The following is a 23278-nucleotide window of genomic DNA, read 5'->3' as shown; positions in this document are numbered from 1 at the left end:
CGCGGCAGGAATTGGAGCCGGCATGACCGGAGAGGTTCTGTCTGGAGCGCAGCCCTGGCAGCAGGTGCTGGCGCTGGTGTTGGCGGCCACTGTCGTCATGGGCAGTCCGGGTCCGGCGACGATCAGCGTCACGGCTGTCGGCGCAGCCTTCGGCCTTCGGCCCTCGCTGCGCTATACTTGCGGCGTCGTGCTTGGAACGATCGCCGTGCTTCTGGTGGTGGCCGCCGGCATTGTGAGCGTGCTCACTTCGATGCCGGGACTGGCGCCCATGCTGACGATCGCTTCGGGCGCCTATATCCTCTATCTCGCCTTCAGGATCGCGACGGCGCGGCCGTTGACCGAAGGCGGAAACGAGGCAGCACATCCCACCTTCCTTGGCGGCTTCGTGCTCGCCGTCGCCAATCCGAAGGCCTATGTGGCGATCGGCGCCGTGTTCGCCGGCGCTTCGTCAAAGGTCGATGAGCTGGGGCTTTCGACCAAGCTGCTGGTGCTTGCCGCGATGATCGTCGCCATCCATGTGCTCTGGCTTCTCGCCGGAACGGTTTTCGCGCGCTTGCTGCGCAATCCATCGGCGTCGCGGGTCATCAACCTGGTTTTCGCGGCGACGCTGGTGCTGACGACAGCCCTAGCGGCGCTGCCGTGAGTCAGGCCTTAGTCCGGGATGGCGTTTCGTTGAATCGCCATCCCGATCTAACTCTTTGCTGGAGCATGATCTTTCTCCGAAAACCGGTTCCCACTTTTCGGGATCATGCTCTAGCCTGTGCCGCCGCGCCAAGCTCCGCCAGCCGCTTCACCGCCGTCGGCGGCATGGGCGGCGGGTTCGGCGCGCGCGAGGCTTCGATCAAAAGCTGATCGCAGGCGGCTTCGGTCTCGCCGATCAGCCGCTGCATGAAGTCCTCCTTGTCGAGCCCGGGCGGAATCGGCGGCAGGAAGCGGGCCTTGATGGTGCCGGGATAACGCATGAACTTGCGGCGCGGCCAGTAGAGGCCGGCGACATGGGCGACCGGCACCACGGGAACGCCAAGCTGGGTGTAGAGCTCGACGATGCCGTATTTGTAGGACGGCTCGGCGCCCGGCGGGCGGCGGGTGCCTTCGGGATAGATGATGAGCTGGCGAGGGTTGCGCGCCATTTCGGCCTTCGTGGCGGCAACGACCGCCTTCAGCGCCTTCGAGCGGTTGCCGCGGTCGACCGGGATCATGCGCATCTTCATGATGTACCAGCCGAAGAAGGGGATCCAGGTCAGCTCCCGCTTCAGGATATACAAGGCGTCGTCGAGATAAGGAAAAAAGGCGATCGCGTCCCAGAAGGACTGATGCTTAGGAGCCAGGATGAAGGACCCTTCAGGCAGGTTCTCGGCGCCCGTGATCTCGCTCCTGGTGCCGGCGATCTTATCGTAGAGCCACATCGAGGTGCGCGACCAAAATTTCGGCACGAACCAGGCGCGGCGGCGCGGCGACAGGAAATAGAAGGGTGTCCAGAAGATCATCTGGACGACCAGGCTGAGATAGAAGGCAAGGTTGAACGCCAGCGAGCGGATATAAAGCATGCGGGAAAGGGCCCGGTGTGGAAGTGTGCGTTGGTTACACCAAGCTTGGGCAAAAAGGAAACGGCGCTGTGGTTGAACCCGGCCGAACGCGACATGCGCATCCAGAGCCTTGAACAGGAGATTGCTCGTCTGCGGGGGTGCCGAAACCTAGTTCTTCACCACGGAGGCTTCGGCGATGGTGACGCCCTCGGCGGTCGGGCGAAGCGGAACGACGCCGCGCGCCAGCGCCAGCACATATTTGCTGTATTCGGTGAGCAGCACACGCAGCGCTTCAGGCTTGGTCAGCCAGCTGCCGTTGCCGAGCTTGGTGTTGACCACCGGATAAGGTTCGAGCCGCGCGCCATGCAGCAGCCGGCCCATCTCGAGCAGGCTGCGCGGCATGTGATAATTGTTGGTGACCAAGATGATGCTGCCATAGGCGTGGCTTTCCACCCATTTGGCGCTCTCTTCGGCATTGCCGATCGTGTCGAGCGCAGCGCGGTCGATGTCGACGCAGCAAGAGAACAGCTGCTTGTCGCCGCCCATCGCCACTTGCAGCTGGCGGCGGCTGGCCGAGGGGTGAACGCCGCTGATTAGCAGCCGTTCGCCTTTGCCCGACGCCAGCAGGTCCATCGCGGCGTCGAGCCGCGACTGGCCGCCGGTCAGCACGATGATGGCATCGGCCTTGGCTGGATTGGCCGGCGTCGTCATGTTGCTGACTTTGTCAGCGAACCATCCGAAGCCGCCGGCGAAAAGCGCCAGCAGGGCAAGCACGAAGAAGGAGCAGATACGAAGCGCAAATCTCAGACGCCCGGGCCTTGCAGGCACCGCGCCGCGCGCAAGCGCTGCTGGCATCCGTCCAGCCGTTCCGATCGAATCCCGCGCGTCCATCATCCCCAGGTTAATCCTGAAAACATCCTATGGTTAACTCTGAAATGCGGCCTTTGATAGATAAGGCGGCGCACATTGCGTTACGGCAGCTCCCACTCTGTGATCGTTTTCCTTCCCGAACATAACGGTTCCAGACGGGCTTTCATTTTGTCCCGCGGGGATCGCATGATGGTCAACCCGCCTCCGGCTGGCGGATGTCGATATCGCTGAGATAGGCAACGACCGTGGCATGCGAGGTCGCCGCCGTCAGCGCGCCGATCACCAGCACCATCAGGCCGACGCCGAGATAGCCGGTGGAGCCGATGGCGAAATTGCCGAACAGCGCGGTCGCCTGGTCGGCCTCAGGCGTCGCCATGTTGCGCGACGACCACCAGGAAAAGACGATAAAGACCAAAATGGCCGCCGCGCCGCCGGCGGCAGCACCCTTCATGCCGGTGACCAGGAAATGCCAGCGGAATTCGCGCGCGATGAAGCGGGCTTCGGCGCCGACGAAATGCAGCACTTCGATGATGTGGCCGTTGCCCGCCATGGCGCCGCGCGTGGCGAACACCACCGTCAGCACCGTCGCCGACAATATCAGCGCCAGAACGGCAAAGCCGATCGTCACCGTCGTATGCGCCATGGCGACCAGCCGGTCGACCCAGGTGCGGTGATCGTCGAGCGCAGCGCTCGGCAGCTTGGGCGTGATCGCGGCGCGCAGGGCGGCGAAGTCGGGCGGACTGGCCTCGTCGATGGTGACGACGATGAGGCGCGGCACCGGCAGTTCGTCGATGTTGAGGCCGGTGCCCAGCCACGGCTCCAGGAGCCGCGCCGTCGCCTCGCGGTCGACGATCTTGGTACCTTTCACACCCGGGAACTCGCTGGCGATCTGCGAGGCCTGCGCGAGGGCTGCTTCCATGTCGAGGCCCTCGACCGGCTTGATCTGGATCGTCGCCTCGCGCGAGATCTGGTTCTCCCACACCGACGCGGTGTCGCGCACCAGCGTCACGGCGCCGAAGGTCAGGCAGGACAGGAAGGTCATGATGGCGATGACCAGCACCAGCGCCCGGCCGGCGATGTTCTGCGCCGGCACGATCGGCGCCATCTTGCGCTGGACGCGCCGCACCGTCGGCGTCGTCTCGACGGCTTCGTCATGCAGGTGATCGGCCGGAAGGTCAGTCATAGACGTCCAGCCTTCCGCCGGCGAGAATCATGCGCCGCGCATCGACCTGCTCCATCAGGCCGAGATCGTGGGTGGCGATCACCACGGCGGTGCCGAGCCGATTGAGCTCGATGAAGAGCCTCAGCAGCCGGCGCGCCAGCGGCGGATCGACATTGCCGGTCGGCTCGTCGGCAAGCAGGATCTCCGGCTGCTCGATCAGCGCGCGTGCGATCGCGGCGCGCTGCTTCTCGCCGCCGGACAGAACCGGCGGCAGCACGTGCATGCGGTCGCCGAGGCCAACCCATTTCAGGAGCTCGGCGACGTCGGTGCGATAGCTTGCCTCCTCGCGCCCGCGCACGCGCAAGGGCAGCGCGACGTTCTCATAGGTAGTCATGTGGTCGAGCAGGCGGAAATCCTGGAACACCACGCCGATGCGGCGGCGCAATAGCGGCAGCTCGCCGCGCGAGATGCGCGAGCGGTCCTTGCCGAAAATGGTGATCAGCCCACGCGTCGGCTTCAGCGACATGAAGAGCAGCCGCAGCAAGGTGGTCTTGCCGGCGCCGGAGGGGCCGCTCAGGAACTGAAAGGAGCGCTCCGGAATGTGCAAGGAAATGTCGCGGAGGATCTCCGGACCCATGCCATAGCGGAGGCCGACATTTTCGAAGCGGATCACTTTCGGCGACCTGAAACCTTAGGCGGCGTTCCGCCAGCCTGTTCTGTGCCAAGACCATCGGCCGGCATGGTTAATGATCGGTTAATTTCGGCTCGTTTTCGACGTTTCACTGCGGTTCCGGTGGGGAAGCGTTAACCATTTTCGTTTACCCAAAACAAACGAAGATTGCACTGGGGCCGTAATGGCTGAGGATAGAACCGCGCGCCCTGTTTCCGGCGAAATCATGACCGGCCGGGCGGCGAATGCCGCGCCGGAGCGCGTCGTGCTCGATGTGCCGCCCGACATCGTCGATGCCGACTATGTGGTGCTGCCGCGATTCGCAACTCGTCCGGAACTGATCGCGACGCCGCCGCCAACGTCCTCGACGCCCTCCATCGAAGGCATGGGCATGCTGCGCAAACCGGAGGCCGCGCCCGCGCGCCCGGCCTCGCGCGGCGGTCCCGTCTTCTGGACCGCCGGAGTGGGCGCGGCACTCATCGCTTTCTGGGTCTCGGGCGGGCACGCGCTGGTGCGTCAGAGCCCTTTCTGGGCGGCTGCGCAGCCGGCAAGTGCGCTCAGCATTTCCGGCGTGTCGTCGCGAATCGATGCTTCGGGATTGAAGCCCGTTCTTTTCGTCGACGGCGAGGCCGCCAATGACGGCGCAAGGCCGGAGTCGCTGCCGCCGCTCGAGATACGCGTCACCGACAAAGCCAGCAACGTCATCCGCTACAGGCTGGGGACATCCAACCGCTCGCTGGCGCCCGGCGAAAGATTCGGCTTTTCCAGCCGGCTCGATGTGCCTAGAAACGGCGTAAAAACCGTCTCTGTAATCTTCGCCGGCTAGGCGATCTCTCAAGAAAGGCAATCGATGCCAGTTGTGCGCGGCAAGGACATCGAGGTCCTGTTTTCGGCGTCGGCGATCGCCCGCCGCAATCTCGAGCTCGCCAAGGAGATCGCCGGGCGCGACTATCACGACCTGCTTGTGATCTCGATTCTGAAGGGCTCGTTCGTCTTTGCCGCCGATCTGATCCGCGCCATGCACGATGTCGGCCTGTCGCCCGAGGTCGAGTTCATCTTCATCTCCAGCTACGGCGCCGGCACCACCAGCGGCGAGGTCAAGGTGCTGCGTGACATCGACAATGAGGTTGCCGGCCGCGACGTGCTGCTGATCGACGACATACTGGAATCCGGCAAGACGCTTTCCTTCACCCGCGACCTCATGCTGTCACGCGGCGCCAGGAGTTGCGCCATCGCGGTGCTGCTCGACAAGCGCATGCGCCGCCAGACCACGCTCAACGCCGATTATGTCGGCTTCGACTGTCCCGACTATTTCGTCGTCGGCTACGGCATGGATGTCGCGCACGCGTTCCGGGAACTGCCCTTTGTCGGTGTGGTCAAAGGCGACGCATAGAGGTCGAGCCGAAAAGGCCGCACGGACGTTTCAAATTTTCAGAAAACGTCAACGTTTCCCCGCCATGTATTTCGCCATGGCAAAGCTTCTGATCGTCGAGGACGATGAGTCCGTCCGTACCCTCGCCGCCCGCGCGCTGGAGCGTGATGGGCACAGTGTCACCATAGCCGCCGACGGCGCGCAGGGGCTGGCCCTGATCAGCCAAGCGCACGGCGGCTACGATCTCGTGGTGTCCGACATCCGCATGCCGGAGATGGACGGCATCGAGATGGCGACGGCCGCAGCAAAACGGTTCCCGGCGATGAAGATCATGCTGATGACCGGCTATGCCGACCAGCGCGAGCGCGCCGAGGAACTGAACGGCATCATCCTCGACGTCGTGCAGAAGCCGTTCACGCTGGCCGAAATCCGCGCTCGCGTCGGTCGGGCGCTTAGCTGCTTCGCCTGACCGCTTGATTTTACGCATGTCTTTGCCCCCAAACCGGGTCCCACTTTCGGGAGACATGCTTTAGACAGCATCGCCGGTCGCGGCGACCGCCGGTGCCGCACTGCGCCGGCGCTCACCGTTGAGCGCGACCAGGCCGGCGCCGATGATCAGCGCCGCGCCCAGCACCGTCGTTTCGCGCGGCACTTCGGCGAAGAACAGGAAGCCCCAGAGCGGCGACCACAGGATGCCGGTATATTCGAAGGTGGCGACGCGGTTCGCGGGCGCCATCCGGTAAGCTTGTGACAACAGGATCATGCCGGCGGAGGCGACGAAGCCGCAGGCGGCCATCTTCAGGAAGTCCGGCATGGTGGGCCACACCCATGGCCGCACCAGGAAGTCGAGGCTCGGATGGCCCGCGTGGGTGATGCCGGCAAGATGAAATATCGCGGCGACCGCCACAGCGCCGGTGAGATAGGCACCATTCTGGTAGAAGGCCATGACCGTCGAGGATTCGGTATCGCCGATCCGGCGCGCCATCAGCTGCGAGAAGCCGTAAAGAAACGCCGAGCCCAGCGACAGCAGCGCCGCCCAGTCGAACAATCCGGCGCCGGGACGCAGCATCACGATCACGCCGACCAGGCCGATCAGCACCGTCGTCAGCGTCCGCCAGGAGACGCGCTCACCGAGATAGGGCCCGGCAAGCGCCATGATGAAGAGCGGCGCCATGAAATAAAGCGCTATGGCGTCGGCCAGCGATAGGGCGGCGATCGCCAAATAGTAGACGGTGTAGGACGAGAATTGGATGAAGGCACGCAGCGTCAGCATGCCGGCTCGCTTAGACAGCAATGCTTTCAAGCCGACATCGGCCTGGACGATGACGACCAGGATCGGCAGCGCGACAATGGCGCGGATCGTTATCACTTCCGTCACCGGATAGCCGCCCGAAACCGCCTTCACCAGCGGGTCCTGCAACGAAAAAACGAGAACACCCAGGCAGAGGCTCAGAATGCCAAGCACCATCCGGTTCTGCATCGTCGTTCCAGCGAAAAAGAGCCCGCTACCGTTGCGGGCAGCGGGCACGAGTGAGGACTCTTCGAATTGGTCCGCGGCCCGAATCTCGGAGCCGCATATCCAATGGGTAGAGCAACTATCCTGCGGCGTTTGACATGTTGCAAACGAATTGGAATGATACCAGCAATCAAAATTTCTTATGGCGACTTCGATGAAGCCCACCCTCGACAGCGACCTCCTGCGCACCTTCGTGGCGGTGGCCGAGACGGGCAATTTCACCAAGGCCGCCGAAAAGGCCGGACGCACCCAGTCCGCGGTGTCCATGCAGATGAAGAAGCTGGAGGACATGGTGGGCGACAGCCTGTTCGAGCGCGGCTCGCGCGGGGTGGCGCTGACGCGACGCGGCGGCGAGCTCATCGGCAACGCCCGCCGCATCGTCTCGCTGCTCGACGAGACGGCGGCCTCGCTGGTGGCGCCGCCGCTCGGCGGGCTGGTGCGCATCGGGATACCTGCCGAATATGGTCGTTCGATCCTGTCGCGGGCGCTCGGCGAATTCGCCAAACGCCACCCGCGCGTAGAGGTTACGGTGCGCTACGCCCATTCGGCCTCACAGGTGAGGGCGCTGGCGGCGGGCGAGCTCGACCTCGCCGTGGTGTTCGAGTGGGAAGGCTTTTCCGGCGGCGAGGTGCTGATGCACGATCCGACGGTGTGGGTGACATCGACGCTGCACCACATGCATGAGGAGCGGCCGGTGCCGATCGCGCTCTACAGCCGCGACGGCTGGTGCCGCGACTTCGCGATCAAGTCGCTGCAGCAGCGCGGCCTCGATTACCGCGTTGCCTATACCAGCGACACCAATGGCGGCCTGGCGCTGGCGGTCACTTCCGGTCTCGCGATCGCGCCGATCTCGCGCAGCAACATCCCACCCGATTGCCGCGAGCTGACCGCCGCCGACGGCTTCGGAGACATCGATTCCTCCAATGTGGTGCTGCACCGCAATCCGCAGGCGGCTGGCGAAGCGATCGACGGCATGGAGGAAGCGATCCGCGAGGCTTTCATGCTGACCAGGCAGGCGCAAGCAACGGCCAATCTTTGATTGACTGAAACGGCTCGGTTCGCCCGGAGCTTCGACAAGGTGGCCGGACGGTTATTTCAGCTCGAGCAGCCGTTCGAGATAGCTGCGCTCTATGTCCGGGCTCAGCGCGTTGCCCAAGCGCTTGCGGATCGCTTCGAGGATCTGGCGGGCGCGCTGCACATCGATCTCGTCCGGCACCTTGACCGAGTTGCCGTCGTCGGGACCCTTGGTGGCGCGCGGCCGGCCGAGCGGATCGCGGTCGGCATCCTGCTGACGCCCGCCCTGCTCGCTGCCGCCCTGGTCGCCCTGCATGGCCTGCATCTGCTTCATCATGTCCTTGGCGCCGCGGCGCAGCGCCTCCAGCGCCCGGCCCTGATGGCCGACCGCCTGGTCGCCTTCGCCTTCGCCAAGCGCATGCTCGGCATCGCCCATGGATTTGCCGGCCTCGCCGAAGCCCTCATTGGGCTGCATGCCCATGCCTTCGAGGCCCTTCTTCAGCTTGTCGAGCTCGCTCTGCAACTGGCCCTGGCCCTCCTGCAACTGCTTCAGCGCGTCGGAGAATTCCTGCTGCGTCATCGGCTTCTGCCGGCCAAGCGGGTCGCGGTCGTCGCCGGGGCCTGGCTTCTGCCCCTCCTGCGACTGGCCCTGCTCGCCATCCTCGCCCATCTGCTGGTCGCCGTTTTGGCCGCGCTGGCCACGCTGCATCTGGTCGAGGCGGAAGGTGTCGTTCATCATCTCCTGCTGGCGGCGCATGATCTCGCCCAGCTTGTCCATCTGCTGGCGCATCTCGCTGTCCTGCTCGCCGCCCTGCTGCTGGCGGCCGGCCTGCAGGTTGTTCATCATGTCCTGGAGTTCCGACAGGAGCTGCTGGGCCCGATCGCGGTCACCGGATTTGGCGAGGTTCTCGATCTCGTCCATCATCCGGTTGATGTCGCTCTGGCGCAGTTCCCGGCCGTTCTGCTGCATTTGCGGCGCGTTCGGGTTCTGCTGCGCGCGCTGGGCGAATTCCTGCAGGAACTGGTTCATCGCCTCACGCAGTTCCTTCATCGCCTTCTCGAGCTCTTCGTCACTGGCGCCGTTCTTGATGGCGTCCTGCAGCGCCTGCTGCGCCTGGCGCAAGCGCCGCTCGGCGGCCGACAGATTGCCTTCCTCGATACCGAGCGCGATCTCCCACAGATAGCCCACCTCGTTGCGCAACTGGTCGTCGGTCTCGGAGAGTTTCAGCCGGCTCCTCGCGCTCATGATCGCGAGATAATGCGACATGTTGTCGAAGGTATCTTCGGGACGCAGCGTGATCGCGTCCATCAGGTCGAGCACGCGCGGCTTGGCGTTGGTGTCGAGCGCCAGCAGCCGGCGCTGCTCGATCACGGCGCGAGCCAGCGGATTGGCGAAGGGCCGCTCCGGCATCACCAAAGTCTTGGTTTCGCTGGTGGCGGTGTGGCCGGCATCGTCGGTGGCGATGAGCTTCAGCTTGATGGTGCCGCCGGCCCAGACATGCTCGGTCAGGTCCTTGGTCGTCTTGGCCGTGTTCGCCTTGCCGCCGCGACGCGGCAGGGTCAGGGGCATGTCGGGCGGGCCATAGAGCGGATGCGCATTGGCCGGCGGCGGATCCGACAGCTCGAAGGCAGCCTTGGCGGAGGCCGCGCCATAGTCGTCGTCGATCTGGTAGTTGAGCTCAATGGCGCCGTTGACGGCGCGCTTCGGCTCACCGACGAAACGGATCGTCGGCGGCTTGTCCGGAATGATGGCGAAGGCCCAGCGGCCGAGATCGTCCTCGCCGGACTTGAGCGTCAGCGTGCCATTGGTGCTCAGCTTGCCGGAGAACTGGCGCACCTTGGGTCCAGGCTGGGCGGCGGCTGGGGTGACACCCTTCGGCGCGGCCGGCTCGATGGCGCGGTCATTGCCGTTCGTATCGGCATAGCTCAACGTTTCCTCGCCCGAGCCGCCGGTGACGCGCAGCGAGACGTCGCTACCCTGCGGGACGCTGAAGGTCTGCGCGACCTGATTGACGTCGGCGGTCAAAAACAGCGGCGGCTTGCCGGTATAGGCGGGCGGCGTCACCCAGGCATCGATGCGCGGCGGCACGATATCGCGCGCGGCGCTGGCGACGAAGCCGTCGCCGATCCTGCCGCCGAAAGGACCGAACGAGAAGGCAAGGGCGGTGACGAACAGCAGCCCGACAAGGGCCCGCAGGCCCCAGCGGTCGTAATCCGGCACCCTTGTGCGCGGCCTGTCGGCGCCGAGACTGGAGAGCCGCTCGGCCATGCGCTTCTGGTGCTCGCGCCACAGAGCCTGCGAGAAAAGGCTCTCCGCGCCGCTCGGCCTGTCGGTCTGCACCTGTACGGGGCTGTGCAGCAGCTCGTTCGCGGCCTCGATGCGCCGGTCGACCTCGGCGGTGGAAGGAACGCGGAAGAAGCGCAGCGGATAGAGCGCCGCCAGCGCCGAGATGGAGAATAGGATCACCAGGCCGATCCGCGCCAAATCCGGCAAAAGCTGGAACAGGGCGAACCACGAGACGCTGAGGAACAGGCCGGCGACCACTGCCAGCGGCAGAAGCAACGGCCAGCCACGCTCGAAGATCATCGAGGCCCGCGTCGCCAGCCGGCTCAAGGCAAGTCGCCCGGCCAGGCCGCGTTCGCTGGAAATGGGTCGTTCCGTCATCGGCCCTTCCTGCCCGGGCAGGATAGCCCGAACCTCATGAGCAGAAGAATAACAGCAAACACGGCAAAGGCGAGGCGGGTTCCAAAATCGTGAAGAGGTTCGCCCCGGTTTATGGTCAGAAATTCGCGGGATTTGTGTTGGAACCGCAGACCAGAACGGCCACGCGCTCGCCAGGTGCCGGCGCATAGCGGCCGGAAAGCATCGCGGCAAAGGCGGCGGCCCCGCCGGGCTCGGCGATGATTCGCGCGCGGTCCCAGAGCGCTTTCTGGGCGGCCACGATGTCGTCGTCGCTGACCAGGATCGAGCGCTCGACGAAGGCCTCCGCGATCGGGAACATCATTTCACCGACGCGCTTCGGCGCCAGCGAATCGGCGGCGATGCCTTCCGCCGGCGCATCGACCGGCTTGCCGGCCTCGAAGGCGCGGTAGAGCGTCGGCGCGCCCTCGGGCTCGATGGCGACGATGCGGATGCGGCCAGCGAACCAGGCGGCGATGCCGCCGATCAGGCCGCCGCCGCCGACGGCGACGAGAAGCGTGTCGATCTCAGGCAGGTCCGCCTCGATCTCGAGGCCGAGCGTGCCCTGGCCGATAAGCGTCTCCTCCTGGTTGAAGGCATGGATCTGCAGCGCGCCGGTCCTGGCGGCAAAATCCTCGCTGGCGGCGAGCGCCTCGGCGTAGCGCGCGCCGCCGACGATCAGCTCGGCGCCATAGCCGCGGATGCGTTCGAGCTTGGCCGGCGGGCTGACCTCGGGCACGAAGATTGTCGCCCTGTGCCCGAGCTTCATGGCGGCATAGGCGACGGCGGCGCCATGATTGCCGCCGGAAGCGGCGACGACACCGGCTTCGGGCACCTGCCGCTCGAGCAGGTTGGTGAAGGCGCCGCGCGCCTTGAAGGAGCCGGAATGCTGCAGGCATTCGAGTTTCAGGTCGACCGGAAAGGCCGGCCGGCCGAAGTCAGCCATGTCGACGCGCATCACCGGCGTGCGGCGGACGTATGGGCGGATGCGCGGCTCCAGGGCGGCAATGCGTTCGCGCGTGATCGTCCTGCTGTTCAGCATGCGAGGCTCCCTGGGATTGACATCAATTAGTAACTTAGCAAAATGGCTAAATGCAAGAGGTCGACATCTTCAAGGCGATTGCCAATGAGCGCAGGCTGCAGATCCTCGATTGGCTGAAGGATCCGCGCGCCCATTTCCCGCGCCAGGCCGATGGCGATCTGGTCGAGGACGGCGTCTGCGCGCTGCTGATCGCCGAAAAGCTCGGCATCACCCAGGCAACGCTCAGCGAACATATGCGCGTCTTGACCCAGGCGGGCTTGCTCAGCGCCAAGCGCACCAAGCAATGGATATTCTATCGCCGCGACGAGGACAGGATCGCCGAAGCCAAGGCGCTCATCCAGCAGAAGATTTAGGCGTCACTTCAGCCAATCCGGCAGCGAGTCCAGTCCGATCAGCTCCTCATAGGTCTGGCGCTGCCGCACGACATGGAAGCGGTCGCCGTCGACCAGCACTTCCGGCACCAGAAGCCTGGTGTTGTAGGTGCCGGCCTGCACCGCTCCATAGGCGCCGGCGGTGGCGACGGCGATAAGGTCGCCGGCCTTCAGCCTGGGCAGATCGCGGTCGAGGCCGATGAAGTCGCCGGTCTCGCAGACCGGGCCGACAATATCGACCTTCATGCGCGGCGTGACAGCCGGCGGCTGCACCACCGGCTTGATGTCGTGGAAGGCGTCATAGAGCGTCGGCCGGATCAGGTCGTTCATGGCGGCGTCGACGACGAGGAAGTTCTTGGCGTCGCCTTCCTTCACATAGATCACTTCCGACACCAGGATGCCGGCATTGCCGACGATCAGCCGGCCAGGCTCGAACATCACCTTCAGGCCGAGCTTGTCGACGTGCTTGCGGACGATCTCGGCATAGGCGTCAGGCAGCGGCGGCGGGCTGTTGTCGACGCGGTAGGGGATGCCGAGGCCGCCGCCGAGGTCGACATGCTCGATGGCATGGCCGTCGGCGCGCAGCACGCCGACCAGTTCCACCAGCAGCGCGAAGGCGTCGTCGAAAGGCTGCAGCTCGGTGATCTGGCTGCCGATATGGGTGTCGATGCCGGTCACCTTGATGCCGGGGAGCTCTGCCGCGCGGGCATAGACCTGGCGCGCCCGCTGCCACGGAATGCCGAACTTGTTCTCGGCTTTGCCGGTCGAGATCTTCTTGTGGGTCTTGGCGTCGACATCCGGGTTGATGCGCAGCGAGACAGGCGCCACCTTGCCGAGCGCGGCCGCGCGCGCCGATAGCAGTTCCAGCTCCGGCTCGGATTCGACGTTGAAGCAAAGGATGCCGGCAGCAAGCGCGAAATCCATCTCGCGCGCGGTCTTGCCGACGCCCGAAAACAGGATCCTGCCGGCCGGGATGCCGGCGGCCAAGGCGCGGCGCAATTCGCCTTCCGACACCACGTCGGCGCCTGCGCCTTGTCTTGCAAGCGTCTTCAGCACGGCCTGGTTGGAATTGGCCTTCATGGCGTAACAGACCAGCGCGTCGAGGCCGGCAAAAGCTTGCTTGAAGACGCGGAAATGCCTGGTCAGCGTCGCCGTCGAATAGCAGTAGAACGGCGTGCCGACCTGCTTTGCGATGTCGGGGATCGCGACGTCCTCGGCGTGAAGCACACCGTCGCGGTAATCGAAATGGTTCACGGGAAATGGTCCGAAAGTTGGAGCACGATGAGATCGGGCGATCTCATCGGCTTTAGAGCAAGGGGTCGAGAATAAACTTCTTGTCCTTGACCGGTTTCTCCGGCTCGGGCGGCAGCGGCTGCTTCGCCTTCTCCGCGTCCTTGCGCGCCTGGACGGCAGCCTCGTAGGGCGTATCGAGACCGGCCCTCCGGCCGCAGGCCGTGACGGTGACAGCCGCCGCCAGCAGCGCGAGCGTCACCAAAATCCTGCCTCGGGTCATCGATCCATCCGTTCGAAACTGTTTTGTTGTGCTGCCGCTTTTAGCCGAGTTTTCGGCGCATTGCATCCTGGCATTACGCCTTGGCGAGGCGCTTTTTCCAGTAGCGGATCTGTTTCCGCACTTCCGACGGCGCGGTGCCGCCGAAGCTCACGCGGCTCTTCACCGAATTCTGCACCGCGAGCACCGAGAAGATGTCGCTGGTGATGCCGGAATGGATCGAGCGCAGGTCCTCCAGCGAGAGCTTTTCCAGGCCGACCTTCTTCTCCTCGGCAAGAGCGACGGCGCGGCCGGTGACATGATGGGCTTCGCGGAAGGGAAGGCCGAGGTTGCGCACCAGCCAGTCGGCAAGATCGGTCGCCGTGGCATGACCTGCGCCGGCGGCCTTCTTCATGGCGGCGGCATTGATGGCCATGTCGCGCACCATGCCGGTGGTCGCCGCCAGCATCAGGTCGAGCGTCTCGGCGGCGTCGAAGACCGATTCCTTGTCTTCCTGCATGTCCTTGCCGTAGGTCAGCGGCATGCCCTTCATCACCGTCAGCAGGCCGACGAGGTGGCCGTTGATGCGGCCGGTCTTGCCACGCACCAGCTCGGCCGCGTCCGGATTCTTCTTCTGCGGCATGATCGAGGAGCCGGTGGAGAAGCTATCCGACAGCCGGACGAAACCGAATTGCGGTGTCGACCAGATGATGATCTCCTCGGCGAGCCGCGACAGATGCGTGCCGCAGATCGCGGCGATACCCAGGAATTCGAGCGCGAAGTCGCGATCCGACACGCTGTCGAGGGAATTGCGCATCGGCTCGCGGAAGCCGAGCGCTTTCGCCGTCATGTGGCGGTCGATGCCGAAGCTGGTGCCGGCAAGCGCGGCGGCGCCAAGCGGGCTTTCGTCCATGCGCTCGATGGCGTCACGGACGCGCGACAGATCGCGGCCGAACATCTCGACATAGGCCATGCAATGGTGGCCGAAGGTCACCGGCTGCGCGGCCTGCAGGTGGGTGAAGCCGGGCATGACAGTCGCGGCGTGCTCCTCGGCGCGTTCGAGGAACGCGGCGATCAGGTCCTTCAGCGCCAGGGCGACCCGCTGGCATTCCTCCTTGACCCAGAGTCTCAGGTCGACCGCCACCTGGTCGTTGCGCGAGCGGGCGGTGTGCAGCCGGCCGGCGGCCGGACCGATCAGGTGGGCAAGGCGCGCCTCGACATTCATGTGGATGTCTTCGAGCTTGGTCGAGAATTCGAAGCCGCCTGCCTCGATCTCTTTCAGGATCGTGTTCAGCCCGTGAGCGATCTTTTCTTGATCGGCCGCCGAAATAATGCCCGTTTGCGCCAGCATCTCGCTATGAGCGATCGATCCGCGAATATCCTGCGCGTAGAGTTTGCGGTCGAAGGAGATCGACGCGTTGATCGCTTCCATGATCGCGGCCGGACCCGAGGCAAAACGTCCGCCCCACATCTGGTTGCTGGCCTTCTTGTCGCTCATCGCTATAACCCGTGCTCCGGAGCAGTTTTTAAGAAAATGGCAGACGGCAATAAATTCTTCCCGGCCCCGCGCCTCATCCTCGCCGCCCTGGTGGCGGGCGTGCTGGCCGGCGCGGTCGCGGTATATGTCAGCGAGAGCGGTTCTGGCAACAACGCCCCGGCTCAGGTTGCCGCCGCCGGCAGCAGCAAGGACGACGTCGCGTGCAAGGCCAAGGGCGAGCGGGCCAAGCAGGTCGCCGCAAAGGCCGTGGGCCAGGTCGCGGCGCTGCAGCCGGCCGATCCGCCGCAGTCACTGAAGAGCCTTGCCTTCAACGGTCCCGACGGCAAGTCGATGACGATCGCCGACCATGCCGGCAAGACGGTGCTGCTCAATCTCTGGGCGACATGGTGCGCGCCCTGCCGCGCCGAAATGCCGGCGCTCGACGCGCTGCAGAAGGAAAAGGGCAGCGACGCCTTCGAGGTCGTCGCGGTCAACGTCGACACCGGCGACGACGCCAAGCCGAAGAAATTCCTCAAGGAGATCGGCATCGAGACGCTCGGTTATTATCGGGATCCGACGATAGCTTTGTTCAACGAGGTCAAAACACGCGGGCTGGCGCTCGGCTTGCCGGTGACGATGCTGATCGATGGCGAAGGCTGCCTGATCGCGCATATGAACGGTCCGGCCGAATGGTCGAGCCCCGATGCCAAGCGGCTGGTGGAGGCGGCAGTCAGCCCGTCAGGCTGAGCGCGATGCGGCAGCCGGCTCCAGCATAAGAATGCTGCCGCCGCGCGACCCGACGCGATCGCTGGCCGGCGGCGCCGCCACGCCGGTCAGTTCGCTGAAGGTTTCGATCGGGCCCGGCCTGCCGAGATAATATCCCTGGCCGATCTCGCAGTCCTCGGCATCGAGGAAGCGCAGTTCGTCGAGCGTCTCGACGCCTTCGGCCAGAACCGGCAGGCCGAGGCCGCGCCCCAGCCCCAGCACGGCGCGCACGATGGCCGCGACCTGGCCGTTCCTGTCGACCGATTTGATGAAGGAGCCGTCGATCTTGATCTTATCGAAGGGGAAGGCGCGCAGGTTGGACAGCGACGAATAGCCGGTTCCGAAATCGTCCATCGCGACGCGGACGCCGAGCGCCTTGACCTGCCGCAAGGTCGCGAGCGCCCGCGGCATGTCCTTGATAAGCGCCGTCTCGGTCACCTCGAGCTCCAGCCGGCCGGGTGCAAGGCCGGTGCGGAGGAGGATCTCGTGCACCTTGCGGCTGAAATTCGGGTTGTGGAGCTGCACCGCCGAGACATTGACGGCGATCGTCAGCGGATTTTTCCAGCGCGCGGCTTCCTCGCAAGCCGTCGCCAGCACCCATTCGCCGATCTGGGCAATGCCGCCGCTGTCCTCGGCCACGGGGATGAAAACGGACGGCGGGATATTGCCGCGTTCGGGATGATGCCAGCGGATCAAGGCTTCGAAGCCGATCATCTTGCCGCTGCTGATCTCCTTCTGCGGCTGGTAGACCAGCCGGAACTCGCCGCGTGCCACCGCCTGGCGCAGATCGTGCTCCATGGCGCGCCTGTCGCGCGTCTCCGCGCCCATCGAAGCCTCGAAATAGCGGTAGGTGTCCTTGCCCTCGGCCTTGGCGCGATAGAGCGCGGTGTCGGCGTGGCTAACCAGCGCCGCCTGGTCGTCGGCGTCGAGCGGGAAAAGGGCGATGCCGATACTGGCCGACACCAATTCGCCGCCGGGCGACAATTGGCTCTCCTGACGAAGCTTGGAAAGCACCGCCTCGGCGATCCGGCCGGCTGCCTGCGGGTCGGGAAGGTTCGGGGCGATGATGGCGAACTCGTCGCCGCCAAGGCGGGCCAGCATCTGCCCGTGGCGGAGCACACTCGAAGCGCATTGCGCCACCCTTTGCAGAACGGCGTCGCCGGCCGCATGACCGAAGAGGTCGTTCACTTCCTTGAACCGGTCGAGATCGAGAAGCATGAGCGCGAGCTGCCCACCCTTGCCGCTGCTGTCCGCCGCGGCGATCTCGGCCTCGAGCCGGCCGGTGAAGCTGCGGCGATTGGCAAGCCCGGTCAGCGGATCGAAATGCGCGAGGTGAAGGATCTCCTGCTCGGCCTTCTTGCGCTCGCGTATGTCGCGGACGGCGACGACGTCGTGAGGCTTGCCGCAATAGTCGATGCTGCGGGCGATCAGCTCGACGGGGATCCGTGTTCCGTCCTGACTTCGTAGCTCGGTTTCCTGCGCCTGGCCGTTGCCGCCGGCGATGCTGGAGGCGATCCGCTCGCCGAAAAGGTCGCCGAGCGTCATCGTGTTCAGCGTGCCGGCGGCGATGCCGCTCAGCGCCGCGATGCTGTCGTTGGCGCTGACGATGCGGCTGCCGTCGCAGACGATCAACCCTTCCACGGCTGCGTTGGCCAGGCCATGCATGCGTTCGGCCTCGGCCTGGTGACGGCGGAAGCGCAGATCGATCCTGAGCGCCGCGGCCGAGAGCACGAGGATGACCAGGCTCGCCGCCGCGGCGGCAAAGGCCTGCGACAGCGGCGCGATGGTGAATTGAGAGATTTCTATCGATGAGTCCGGGTAGATCGAGACCGCCGCCATGGCGATGAAATGCAGCGCGCAGATCGCCAGCGTCAGCAGAATGGCGGCGGCGATCGTCGTCAGCGTCGACGGGCGGCGCAGCACGACGAACAGCGACAGCGCGGCTAGCGTGATGCCCGCCACCAGCGAAAGGGCGACGAGCAGCTCATTCCAGACGATCCTGCCCTGGACCTCGAACGCCGCCATGCCGGTGTAGTGCATCACGGCGATGCCGATCCCGAGCACGGCGCCGCCGACAAGCGTATGATCGATGCCGCCGCGCAGCGTGGCGATCCACATCCCCGCCGCCGTCAGGATGACGGAAGCGGCCAGCGACAGCGCGGAAAGCTCCGCGTTGTAGGCGTTGGGTATTCCCGGCGTGAAGGCGACCATGGCGATGAAATGCGTCGCCCAGATGCCGAATCCTGTCGCCGTGGCGGCGATCAGCAGCCAGGCATAGCGGTTTCGACTGGTCGATTGCTGGACATGGCGAAGAAGATTGACAGCGGAATAACAGGAGATTCCGCAGATGAGCGCCGCAAGCGCGACCAATCTCAGATCGTGCTCGTGCACGATGCAATTATAGACGGTCAACATCTTGCTTCACCTGATCTTCCCGCATCAATCAAGTCGGAATTGATTAGGGCTCGACGATTGAAAAATCAGTTATGGCGCGTGCAACTACAGCGTGCTTTGCGGGTTGTAGAGCACTGGACGGTTTGCAATGACAATGGGCAGAGGCCGACCCGGCAGACAATCCCTGCCGGGCCGGGCGACCGGCTGCATGTCGCTGCCGGCGCCGAAAAGCTGCACGGATTCGACGGCGACGGAAAGCGAGTCGGCTGAAGCGGCGTCGCCCGACGATCGAATGCGGCCGGCAAGGGCGTGAGCCCCTGCAGCCCTGTATTGGAGGAAGCCGTGTTCGGTTGCCGAGCGGCCTGGCCCTTCCGCAACGCCTCGAGCCACAGCAGAACTGTCACATACCTTCTCTAAGAGAGCAGGCAAGGACTTGCGCAAGCCCGTTGTCTTCAGCCACTCAAGAGGGAATAATCCATGTCGATCATCAAGCAGGGCCTTGCGGCTTTTGCCGCCGGAACGCTCGGCGTCGCGCTCGCGCTGCCTGCCGCCGCAGCGCCGACTAAATTCGATTTCTGGTTCGGCCTGTCGGGCGATCTCGCCCGCGTCGTCGACACGCTGTGCAAGAACTTCAACGCCTCGCAGTCCGACTATGAGGTGGTCTGCACCAGCCAGGGCAATTACGACGCCACGCTGCAGAACACGATTGCCGCCTTCCGCGCCGGCAAACAGCCCACCGTCGTCCAGGTCTATGACGTCGGCACCGCCACCATGATGCTGTCGGGCGCCTACAAGCCCGCCGACAAGCTGATGGAGGAAAACGGCTACAAGATCGATTACAGCGACTATTTCCCCGGCATCGCCCGCTATTACGCGACGTCGAAGGGCGAGATGCTATCCTTCCCGTTCAACTCGTCGACGGCGCTGATGTACTGGAACAAGGACGCCTTCGCCAAGATCGGCAAGACCGAGGCGCCGAAGACCTGGGAAGACGTCGGTGCGGACCTGAAAGCACTGAAGGACGCCGGCTATGATTGCCCGATGGCGATCAACATCTCCGGCAACGAAAGCTGGCAGCTGATGGAGCAGTTCTCGGCCATCCACAACCAGCCGATCGCCACCAAGAACAACGGCTATGACGGCCTCGACGCCCGATTGGAAATGAACAAGACCAAGTTCGTCCAGTACGTCACCGACTTGAAGAAGTGGTATGACGACGGCCTGATCAAGATCAAGTCGAAGGACCTCGGCCAGGACATGGTTCAGGCCTTCGCCACCGGCACCTGCCAGGTCATCATGACCTCGGTCGGCGACCACGGCACGGTCGGCAAGACCCAGAAGGAAGGCATGAACTGGGATGTCGCCGAGCTGCCGGTCTATGCCGGCACCGAGCGCAAGAATTCGCTGGTCGGCGGCGCGTCGCTGTGGGTGTTGTCCGGCAAGTCGGAGGCGGAGTACAAAGGGGCCGCTGCCTTCCTCAACTTCATCCACGATCCCAAGACCGCGTTGTTCTGGTCGACCAATACCGGCTACATCCCGGTGACAAAGTCGGGCTTCGAATACATGAAGGCAAACGGCTTTTACGACAAGGCGCCTTACAAGGGCCGTGAAGTGGCGATCGAAAGCCTGACCGCTTCGGAGCCGACCGAGATCACCCGCGGCATCCGGCTGGGCAACTTCACCCAGATCCGCGCCGAGTTCGGCACCCAGATGCAGGCGATCTTCGCCAACAAGGAGAGTGTGCAGGACGGCATCGACGCGCTGGTCAAGAACGGCGACGCGATCCTCGACCGTTTCCAGCAGACCTATCCCAACAAGACGCTGCCCTGATTTCAGGCACCTGCCAGGCCGTCCGGCGAGAATCGACGGGCGGCCATTTCACATAGGTTTTTGACCTTACGCATGTCTTGGTCCCGAAACGGGTTCCCACTTTCGGGAGACATGCTCTAGTCTGTTCGCGGAAGGCGGGCTGGCTGTTCAACAGCATCAGCGGATCGATGGAAAAACGCGTCACTTTCGGCAAATGGACGATCGGCATCCTGTTCGCGCTGCCGCAGCTCATCCTGATCTTCACCTTCTTCTATTGGCCTGCCGGTCAGGCGGTCTACTGGTCGCTGACGCTGCAGCAGCCTTGGGGCGGCGGCAACATCTGGGTCGGCCTCGACAATTTCCGCTCGATCCTCGCCAACGCCGACTACTGGAATTCGATCACCGCCAGCCTGACCTTTGCCGCGATCAGTACCGGCCTCGCGATGGTCATCGCGCTGGTGCTCGCCACCTTGACCGACCGCCAGCTTGCCGGCTCACGTCTCTACCGCGTCGTGCTGATCTGGCCTTACGGCATTGCAGCGCCCGCGCTGGCGTTGGCGTTCCGCTTCATCCTGGCGCCGGAAGCCGGTTTCATGGCCGCCGTCAACAAGTTCTGGCCGGGCGTCTGGGACCCCGGCCTCAACGGCGCCGACGCTATGGCCTCCGTCATCATTGCGTTCTCCTGGAAATATGTCGGCTATAATTTCATCTTCTTCCTCGCTGCCCTGCAGGCGATCCCGCGTTCGCTGATCGAAGCAGCCGCGATGGACGGCTCCGGTGTCGTCCGGCGCTTCCGGGACATCCAGTTCCCATTGATCACGCCGACGATCTTCTTCCTCCTGGTCATCAACATCACCGAGAGCTTCCAGGATTCCTTCGGCATCGTCGACATCATGACCGCCGGTGGCCCGGCGAACGCCACCAACCTGATGGTCTATAAGATCTATTCCGACGGCTTCAGGGGTCTCGACTATTCAGGCGCGGCCGCGCAGAGCATCATCCTGATGCTGCTCATCATCCTGCTGACCATCGTCCAGTTCCGCTTCATCGAGCGGCGCGTGCACTATCGCTGAGGCGGCCATGGTCGAGCGCACCCCGATCCTCAACTTCTTCACGCATCTGATCTTGTTTGCCGGCTTCGTTTTCTGCGTGGCGCCCTTCATCATCGTGGCGATCGCCGCCTCGCACAATCTGAAGGAGGTCAATGATGTGCCGATGTCGCTGCTGCCGGGCAGCGACTTCTGGGTCAACGTCAAGACGGCCTGGACGACGGCCGATCTCGGCCCGAAGCTCTTCAACAGCTTCGTCATGGCGGCGGGCGTCGCCGCCGGCAAAGTGATCATCTCGGCGCTAACCGCCTTCTCGATCGTCTATTTCCGCTACCCCGGGCGGATGCTGATCTTCTGGCTGATCTTCGTCACGCTGATGCTGCCGCTGGAAGTGCGCATCGTGCCGACCTATGCGGTGGTCGCCAACGTCTTGTCGCCCTATCAGGCGATCATGGACGTGACCGGGCTTTCCTGGCTGATCGAGAAGGTGTCTGGCGTTCAGGTTTCGCTCAGCCTTGGGCTGCTCAATTCCTACACCGGCCTGATCATGCCGCTGATCGCCACCGCCACCGGCACGTTCCTCTACCGCCAATTCTTCCTGACGGTGCCGGACGAGCTGACGGAGGCCGCGCGCATGGACGGCGCCGGCGCGCTGCGCTTCTTCATCGACATCCTGTTGCCGCTGTCGCGCAACAACATGGCGGCGCTCGGCACCATCATGTTCCTGTGGGCCTGGAACCAGTATCTGTGGCCGCTGCTCATCACCACCGATCGGTCGCACGCGACCGCGGTGACCGAGCTGAAGCAGCTCATTCCCAATGTCGGCGGCGCGCCGGAGTGGCACATCGCCATGGCCGGCACGCTGATCGTCATGCTGCCGCCGCTGATCGTCGTGGTGCTGATGCAGCGCTGGTTCGTGCGCGGCCTGATCGCCACCGAGAAATAAGGAGACGGACAATGGCCTCAATCACCATTCGCGACGTCCGGAAGAGCTACGCCAAGATGCAGGTCGTGCATGGCGTCAATCTCGACATCCAATCGGGCGAATTCGTCGTCATCCTCGGGCCGTCGGGCTGCGGCAAGTCCACGCTGCTCCGCATGATCGCGGGGCTGGAGGAGATCTCCGACGGCACGATCGCCATCGACGGCACGGTGGTCAACAAGCTCGAGCCGCGCGAGCGCGGCTGCGCCATGGTGTTCCAGAACTACGCGCTCTATCCGCATATGAGCGTGGCCCAGAACATCGGCTATTCGCTGAAGGTGGCCGGCGTTCCCGCCGCCGAACGCACGCAGCGCATCCAGGCCGTCGCCCGCGTCCTGGAGCTCGAGCATCTGCTAGACCGCAAGCCGATGGCGCTTTCCGGCGGCCAGCGCCAGCGCGTCGCCATGGGCCGCGCCATGATCCGCGAGCCCAAGGTCTTCCTGTTCGACGAGCCGCTCTCCAACCTCGACGCCAAGCTGCGCGTGCAGATGCGTTCGGAGATCCGCAAGCTGCACCGGCGGCTCAACGCCACCTCGGTCTTCGTGACCCACGACCAGGTCGAGGCGATGACGCTGGCCGACCGGCTGGTGGTGATGAATGGCGGCCGCGTCGAGCAGGTCGGCACGCCGGCGGAGGTCTACAGCCGGCCGGCGAGCCGCTTCGTCGCGACCTTCGTCGGCGCGCCGGCGATGAACATGCTCGAAGGCGCGGTCACGCTCGACGGGCTGTCGCTGCTTGGCGGCAGCCGGCGGCTGGCGGTTTCCCGCGCGGGCCTCGCCGTGGGTTCGAAAGTCGCGGTCGGCATCCGGCCGGAAGCCGTGCGCATGGTGGCGCCGGGAACGCCGGGCGCTCTCGACGCGACGGTCGATCTGGTGGAAGAGCTCGGCGCCGGCCGGGTCGTCTATGTCGATCTCGACGGCGCATCCTTCTCGGTGGTGACCTCCGAGACCGTCCACCCGGAGCCCGGCAGCGCCGTCGGCCTGCAATTCACCGAGAGCGACCTGCATTTCTTCTCTTCGGAGACCGGCAGCCGGCTCGACGTGTTCAAGGCTTCGGTGCCGGAACCGGCGCTGTAAAGATCGAACGAGGA

At 64.6% G+C, this 23278-nt stretch carries 22 protein-coding genes; 11 read left to right on the top strand and 11 right to left on the bottom strand.

Annotated elements, in window-relative coordinates; genetic code table 11:
• Positions 1–22: 22 nt before the first annotated feature.
• The gene (locus tag RFM40_RS12095) at positions 23–643 is read left to right on the top strand and encodes a LysE family translocator (protein WP_320277573.1); all 621 of its coding nucleotides are present in this window, start codon (positions 23–25) and stop codon (positions 641–643) included.
• 103 nt (positions 644–746) lie between these two features.
• Here the strand turns inward: RFM40_RS12095 and RFM40_RS12090 are convergent, their stop codons facing one another.
• The 4 genes from RFM40_RS12090 to ftsE form a co-directional block, all read right to left on the bottom strand.
• A complete protein-coding gene (locus RFM40_RS12090) occupies positions 747–1547 on the bottom strand; it encodes a lysophospholipid acyltransferase family protein (RefSeq protein WP_320224532.1) in 801 nt (266 codons plus the stop codon).
• Positions 1548–1694: 147 nt separating this feature from the next.
• Complete coding sequence (locus tag RFM40_RS12085; RefSeq protein WP_320224531.1) at positions 1695–2381, bottom strand: YdcF family protein; 687 nt, start codon at positions 2379–2381, stop codon at positions 1695–1697.
• A gap of 208 nt (positions 2382–2589) precedes the next feature.
• Positions 2590–3579, bottom strand: coding sequence for a cell division protein FtsX (locus RFM40_RS12080; RefSeq protein ID WP_320224530.1), 990 nt, complete (start codon positions 3577–3579; stop codon positions 2590–2592).
• A complete protein-coding gene (gene ftsE, locus RFM40_RS12075) occupies positions 3572–4231 on the bottom strand; it encodes a cell division ATP-binding protein FtsE (protein WP_320224529.1) in 660 nt (219 codons plus the stop codon). The genes RFM40_RS12080 and ftsE overlap by 8 nt, the downstream gene beginning before the upstream one ends.
• Positions 4232–4412: 181 nt before the next feature.
• On the opposite strand from ftsE, the gene RFM40_RS12070 reads away from it, so the two are divergent.
• From RFM40_RS12070 to RFM40_RS12060, 3 genes are all read left to right on the top strand, one after another.
• Positions 4413–5054 carry a hypothetical protein gene (locus RFM40_RS12070; RefSeq protein WP_320224528.1) on the top strand — a complete coding sequence of 214 codons (642 nt, stop codon included), beginning with the start codon at positions 4413–4415 and terminating at the stop codon, positions 5052–5054.
• Between the two features lie 24 nt (positions 5055–5078).
• Positions 5079–5621, top strand: a complete 543-nt coding sequence (gene hpt, locus RFM40_RS12065) for a hypoxanthine phosphoribosyltransferase (protein WP_059187960.1) — start codon at positions 5079–5081, stop codon at positions 5619–5621.
• A gap of 76 nt (positions 5622–5697) precedes the next feature.
• Positions 5698–6069 (top strand): response regulator, encoded by a 372-nt coding sequence (locus RFM40_RS12060; RefSeq protein WP_320224527.1) that lies wholly within the window; start codon positions 5698–5700, stop codon positions 6067–6069.
• Positions 6070–6129: 60 nt separating this feature from the next.
• Here the strand turns inward: RFM40_RS12060 and RFM40_RS12055 are convergent, their stop codons facing one another.
• Complete coding sequence (locus RFM40_RS12055; RefSeq protein WP_320224526.1) at positions 6130–7080, bottom strand: DMT family transporter; 951 nt, start codon at positions 7078–7080, stop codon at positions 6130–6132.
• Between the two features lie 190 nt (positions 7081–7270).
• Here RFM40_RS12055 and RFM40_RS12050 point away from each other — a divergent pair, with 190 nt between their 5' ends.
• Positions 7271–8155, top strand: coding sequence for a LysR substrate-binding domain-containing protein (locus RFM40_RS12050; protein ID WP_320224525.1), 885 nt, complete (start codon positions 7271–7273; stop codon positions 8153–8155).
• A gap of 51 nt (positions 8156–8206) precedes the next feature.
• Here RFM40_RS12050 and RFM40_RS12045 read toward each other — a convergent pair whose 3' ends face one another.
• Positions 8207–10795, bottom strand: a complete 2589-nt coding sequence (locus tag RFM40_RS12045) for a TIGR02302 family protein (RefSeq protein ID WP_320224524.1) — start codon at positions 10793–10795, stop codon at positions 8207–8209.
• Between the two features lie 115 nt (positions 10796–10910).
• On the bottom strand, positions 10911–11852 hold the full coding sequence (locus RFM40_RS12040; RefSeq protein ID WP_320224523.1) for a threonine/serine dehydratase: 942 nt from the start codon (positions 11850–11852) through the stop codon (positions 10911–10913).
• Between the two features lie 50 nt (positions 11853–11902).
• Here RFM40_RS12040 and RFM40_RS12035 point away from each other — a divergent pair, with 50 nt between their 5' ends.
• Entirely contained in the window at positions 11903–12205 is a 303-nt protein-coding gene (locus RFM40_RS12035; RefSeq protein ID WP_320224522.1) for an ArsR/SmtB family transcription factor, read from the top strand.
• A 3-nt stretch (positions 12206–12208) separates the two neighbouring features.
• Here RFM40_RS12035 and lysA read toward each other — a convergent pair whose 3' ends face one another.
• The 3 genes from lysA to argH all read right to left on the bottom strand — a co-directional run bounded on the left by lysA (position 12209) and on the right by argH (position 15210).
• A complete protein-coding gene (lysA, locus tag RFM40_RS12030) occupies positions 12209–13477 on the bottom strand; it encodes a diaminopimelate decarboxylase (protein ID WP_320224521.1) in 1269 nt (422 codons plus the stop codon).
• Between the two features lie 52 nt (positions 13478–13529).
• Positions 13530–13736, bottom strand: a complete 207-nt coding sequence (locus RFM40_RS12025; RefSeq protein ID WP_320224520.1) for a hypothetical protein — start codon at positions 13734–13736, stop codon at positions 13530–13532.
• 73 nt (positions 13737–13809) lie between these two features.
• Positions 13810–15210, bottom strand: a complete 1401-nt coding sequence (argH, locus tag RFM40_RS12020) for an argininosuccinate lyase (RefSeq protein WP_320224519.1) — start codon at positions 15208–15210, stop codon at positions 13810–13812.
• Positions 15211–15246: 36 nt separating this feature from the next.
• On the opposite strand from argH, the gene tlpA reads away from it, so the two are divergent.
• On the top strand, positions 15247–15936 hold the full coding sequence (gene tlpA / locus RFM40_RS12015) for a thiol:disulfide interchange protein TlpA (RefSeq protein WP_320224518.1): 690 nt from the start codon (positions 15247–15249) through the stop codon (positions 15934–15936).
• On the opposite strand, the gene RFM40_RS12010 is transcribed toward tlpA, so the two are convergent.
• A complete protein-coding gene (locus tag RFM40_RS12010; protein ID WP_320224517.1) occupies positions 15928–18369 on the bottom strand; it encodes an EAL domain-containing protein in 2442 nt (813 codons plus the stop codon). The two genes, tlpA and RFM40_RS12010, sit on opposite strands and share 9 nt — an antisense overlap.
• Before the next feature lie 456 nt (positions 18370–18825).
• Between RFM40_RS12010 and RFM40_RS12005 the strand changes: the two genes are divergently transcribed.
• The 4 genes from RFM40_RS12005 to ugpC all read left to right on the top strand — a co-directional run bounded on the left by RFM40_RS12005 (position 18826) and on the right by ugpC (position 23264).
• A complete protein-coding gene (locus tag RFM40_RS12005) occupies positions 18826–20178 on the top strand; it encodes an extracellular solute-binding protein (protein WP_320224516.1) in 1353 nt (450 codons plus the stop codon).
• A 167-nt stretch (positions 20179–20345) separates the two neighbouring features.
• On the top strand, positions 20346–21230 hold the full coding sequence (locus RFM40_RS12000) for an ABC transporter permease subunit (protein WP_320224515.1): 885 nt from the start codon (positions 20346–20348) through the stop codon (positions 21228–21230).
• Positions 21231–21237: 7 nt separating this feature from the next.
• Positions 21238–22152, top strand: a complete 915-nt coding sequence (locus tag RFM40_RS11995; protein ID WP_320224514.1) for an ABC transporter permease subunit — start codon at positions 21238–21240, stop codon at positions 22150–22152.
• A gap of 11 nt (positions 22153–22163) precedes the next feature.
• The gene (gene ugpC, locus RFM40_RS11990) at positions 22164–23264 is read left to right on the top strand and encodes a sn-glycerol-3-phosphate ABC transporter ATP-binding protein UgpC (RefSeq protein WP_320224513.1); all 1101 of its coding nucleotides are present in this window, start codon (positions 22164–22166) and stop codon (positions 23262–23264) included.
• Positions 23265–23278: the final 14 nt, after the last annotated feature.

Source organism: Mesorhizobium captivum (assembly GCF_033977165.1).
Lineage (GTDB): Bacteria > Pseudomonadota > Alphaproteobacteria > Rhizobiales > Rhizobiaceae > Mesorhizobium > Mesorhizobium captivum.
The sequence above is the reverse complement of the archived record's forward strand: the minus strand, read 5'-3'. Positions and strand labels throughout refer to the sequence as shown.

What these genes read in the sequence shown, in the direction of transcription:
- RFM40_RS12010 (WP_320224517.1), bottom strand. Translation starts at nt 18,369, where the DNA reads ATGTTGACCGTCTATAATTGCATCGTGCACGAGCACGATCTGAGATTG.
- RFM40_RS12000 (WP_320224515.1), top strand. Translation starts at nt 20,346, where the DNA reads ATGGAAAAACGCGTCACTTTCGGCAAATGGACGATCGGCATCCTGTTC.
- RFM40_RS12095 (WP_320277573.1), top strand. Translation starts at nt 23, where the DNA reads ATGACCGGAGAGGTTCTGTCTGGAGCGCAGCCCTGGCAGCAGGTGCTG.
- ugpC (WP_320224513.1), top strand. Translation starts at nt 22,164, where the DNA reads ATGGCCTCAATCACCATTCGCGACGTCCGGAAGAGCTACGCCAAGATG.
- RFM40_RS12045 (WP_320224524.1), bottom strand. Translation starts at nt 10,795, where the DNA reads ATGACGGAACGACCCATTTCCAGCGAACGCGGCCTGGCCGGGCGACTT.
- argH (WP_320224519.1), bottom strand. Translation starts at nt 15,210, where the DNA reads ATGAGCGACAAGAAGGCCAGCAACCAGATGTGGGGCGGACGTTTTGCC.
- hpt (WP_059187960.1), top strand. Translation starts at nt 5,079, where the DNA reads ATGCCAGTTGTGCGCGGCAAGGACATCGAGGTCCTGTTTTCGGCGTCG.
- RFM40_RS12060 (WP_320224527.1), top strand. Translation starts at nt 5,698, where the DNA reads ATGGCAAAGCTTCTGATCGTCGAGGACGATGAGTCCGTCCGTACCCTC.
- tlpA (WP_320224518.1), top strand. Translation starts at nt 15,247, where the DNA reads ATGGCAGACGGCAATAAATTCTTCCCGGCCCCGCGCCTCATCCTCGCC.
- RFM40_RS11995 (WP_320224514.1), top strand. Translation starts at nt 21,238, where the DNA reads ATGGTCGAGCGCACCCCGATCCTCAACTTCTTCACGCATCTGATCTTG.
- RFM40_RS12035 (WP_320224522.1), top strand. Translation starts at nt 11,903, where the DNA reads ATGCAAGAGGTCGACATCTTCAAGGCGATTGCCAATGAGCGCAGGCTG.
- RFM40_RS12005 (WP_320224516.1), top strand. Translation starts at nt 18,826, where the DNA reads ATGTCGATCATCAAGCAGGGCCTTGCGGCTTTTGCCGCCGGAACGCTC.
- RFM40_RS12080 (WP_320224530.1), bottom strand. Translation starts at nt 3,579, where the DNA reads ATGACTGACCTTCCGGCCGATCACCTGCATGACGAAGCCGTCGAGACG.
- RFM40_RS12085 (WP_320224531.1), bottom strand. Translation starts at nt 2,381, where the DNA reads ATGCCAGCAGCGCTTGCGCGCGGCGCGGTGCCTGCAAGGCCCGGGCGT.
- RFM40_RS12055 (WP_320224526.1), bottom strand. Translation starts at nt 7,080, where the DNA reads ATGCAGAACCGGATGGTGCTTGGCATTCTGAGCCTCTGCCTGGGTGTT.
- RFM40_RS12050 (WP_320224525.1), top strand. Translation starts at nt 7,271, where the DNA reads ATGAAGCCCACCCTCGACAGCGACCTCCTGCGCACCTTCGTGGCGGTG.
- RFM40_RS12040 (WP_320224523.1), bottom strand. Translation starts at nt 11,852, where the DNA reads ATGCTGAACAGCAGGACGATCACGCGCGAACGCATTGCCGCCCTGGAG.
- RFM40_RS12090 (WP_320224532.1), bottom strand. Translation starts at nt 1,547, where the DNA reads ATGCTTTATATCCGCTCGCTGGCGTTCAACCTTGCCTTCTATCTCAGC.
- RFM40_RS12070 (WP_320224528.1), top strand. Translation starts at nt 4,413, where the DNA reads ATGGCTGAGGATAGAACCGCGCGCCCTGTTTCCGGCGAAATCATGACC.
- RFM40_RS12025 (WP_320224520.1), bottom strand. Translation starts at nt 13,736, where the DNA reads ATGACCCGAGGCAGGATTTTGGTGACGCTCGCGCTGCTGGCGGCGGCT.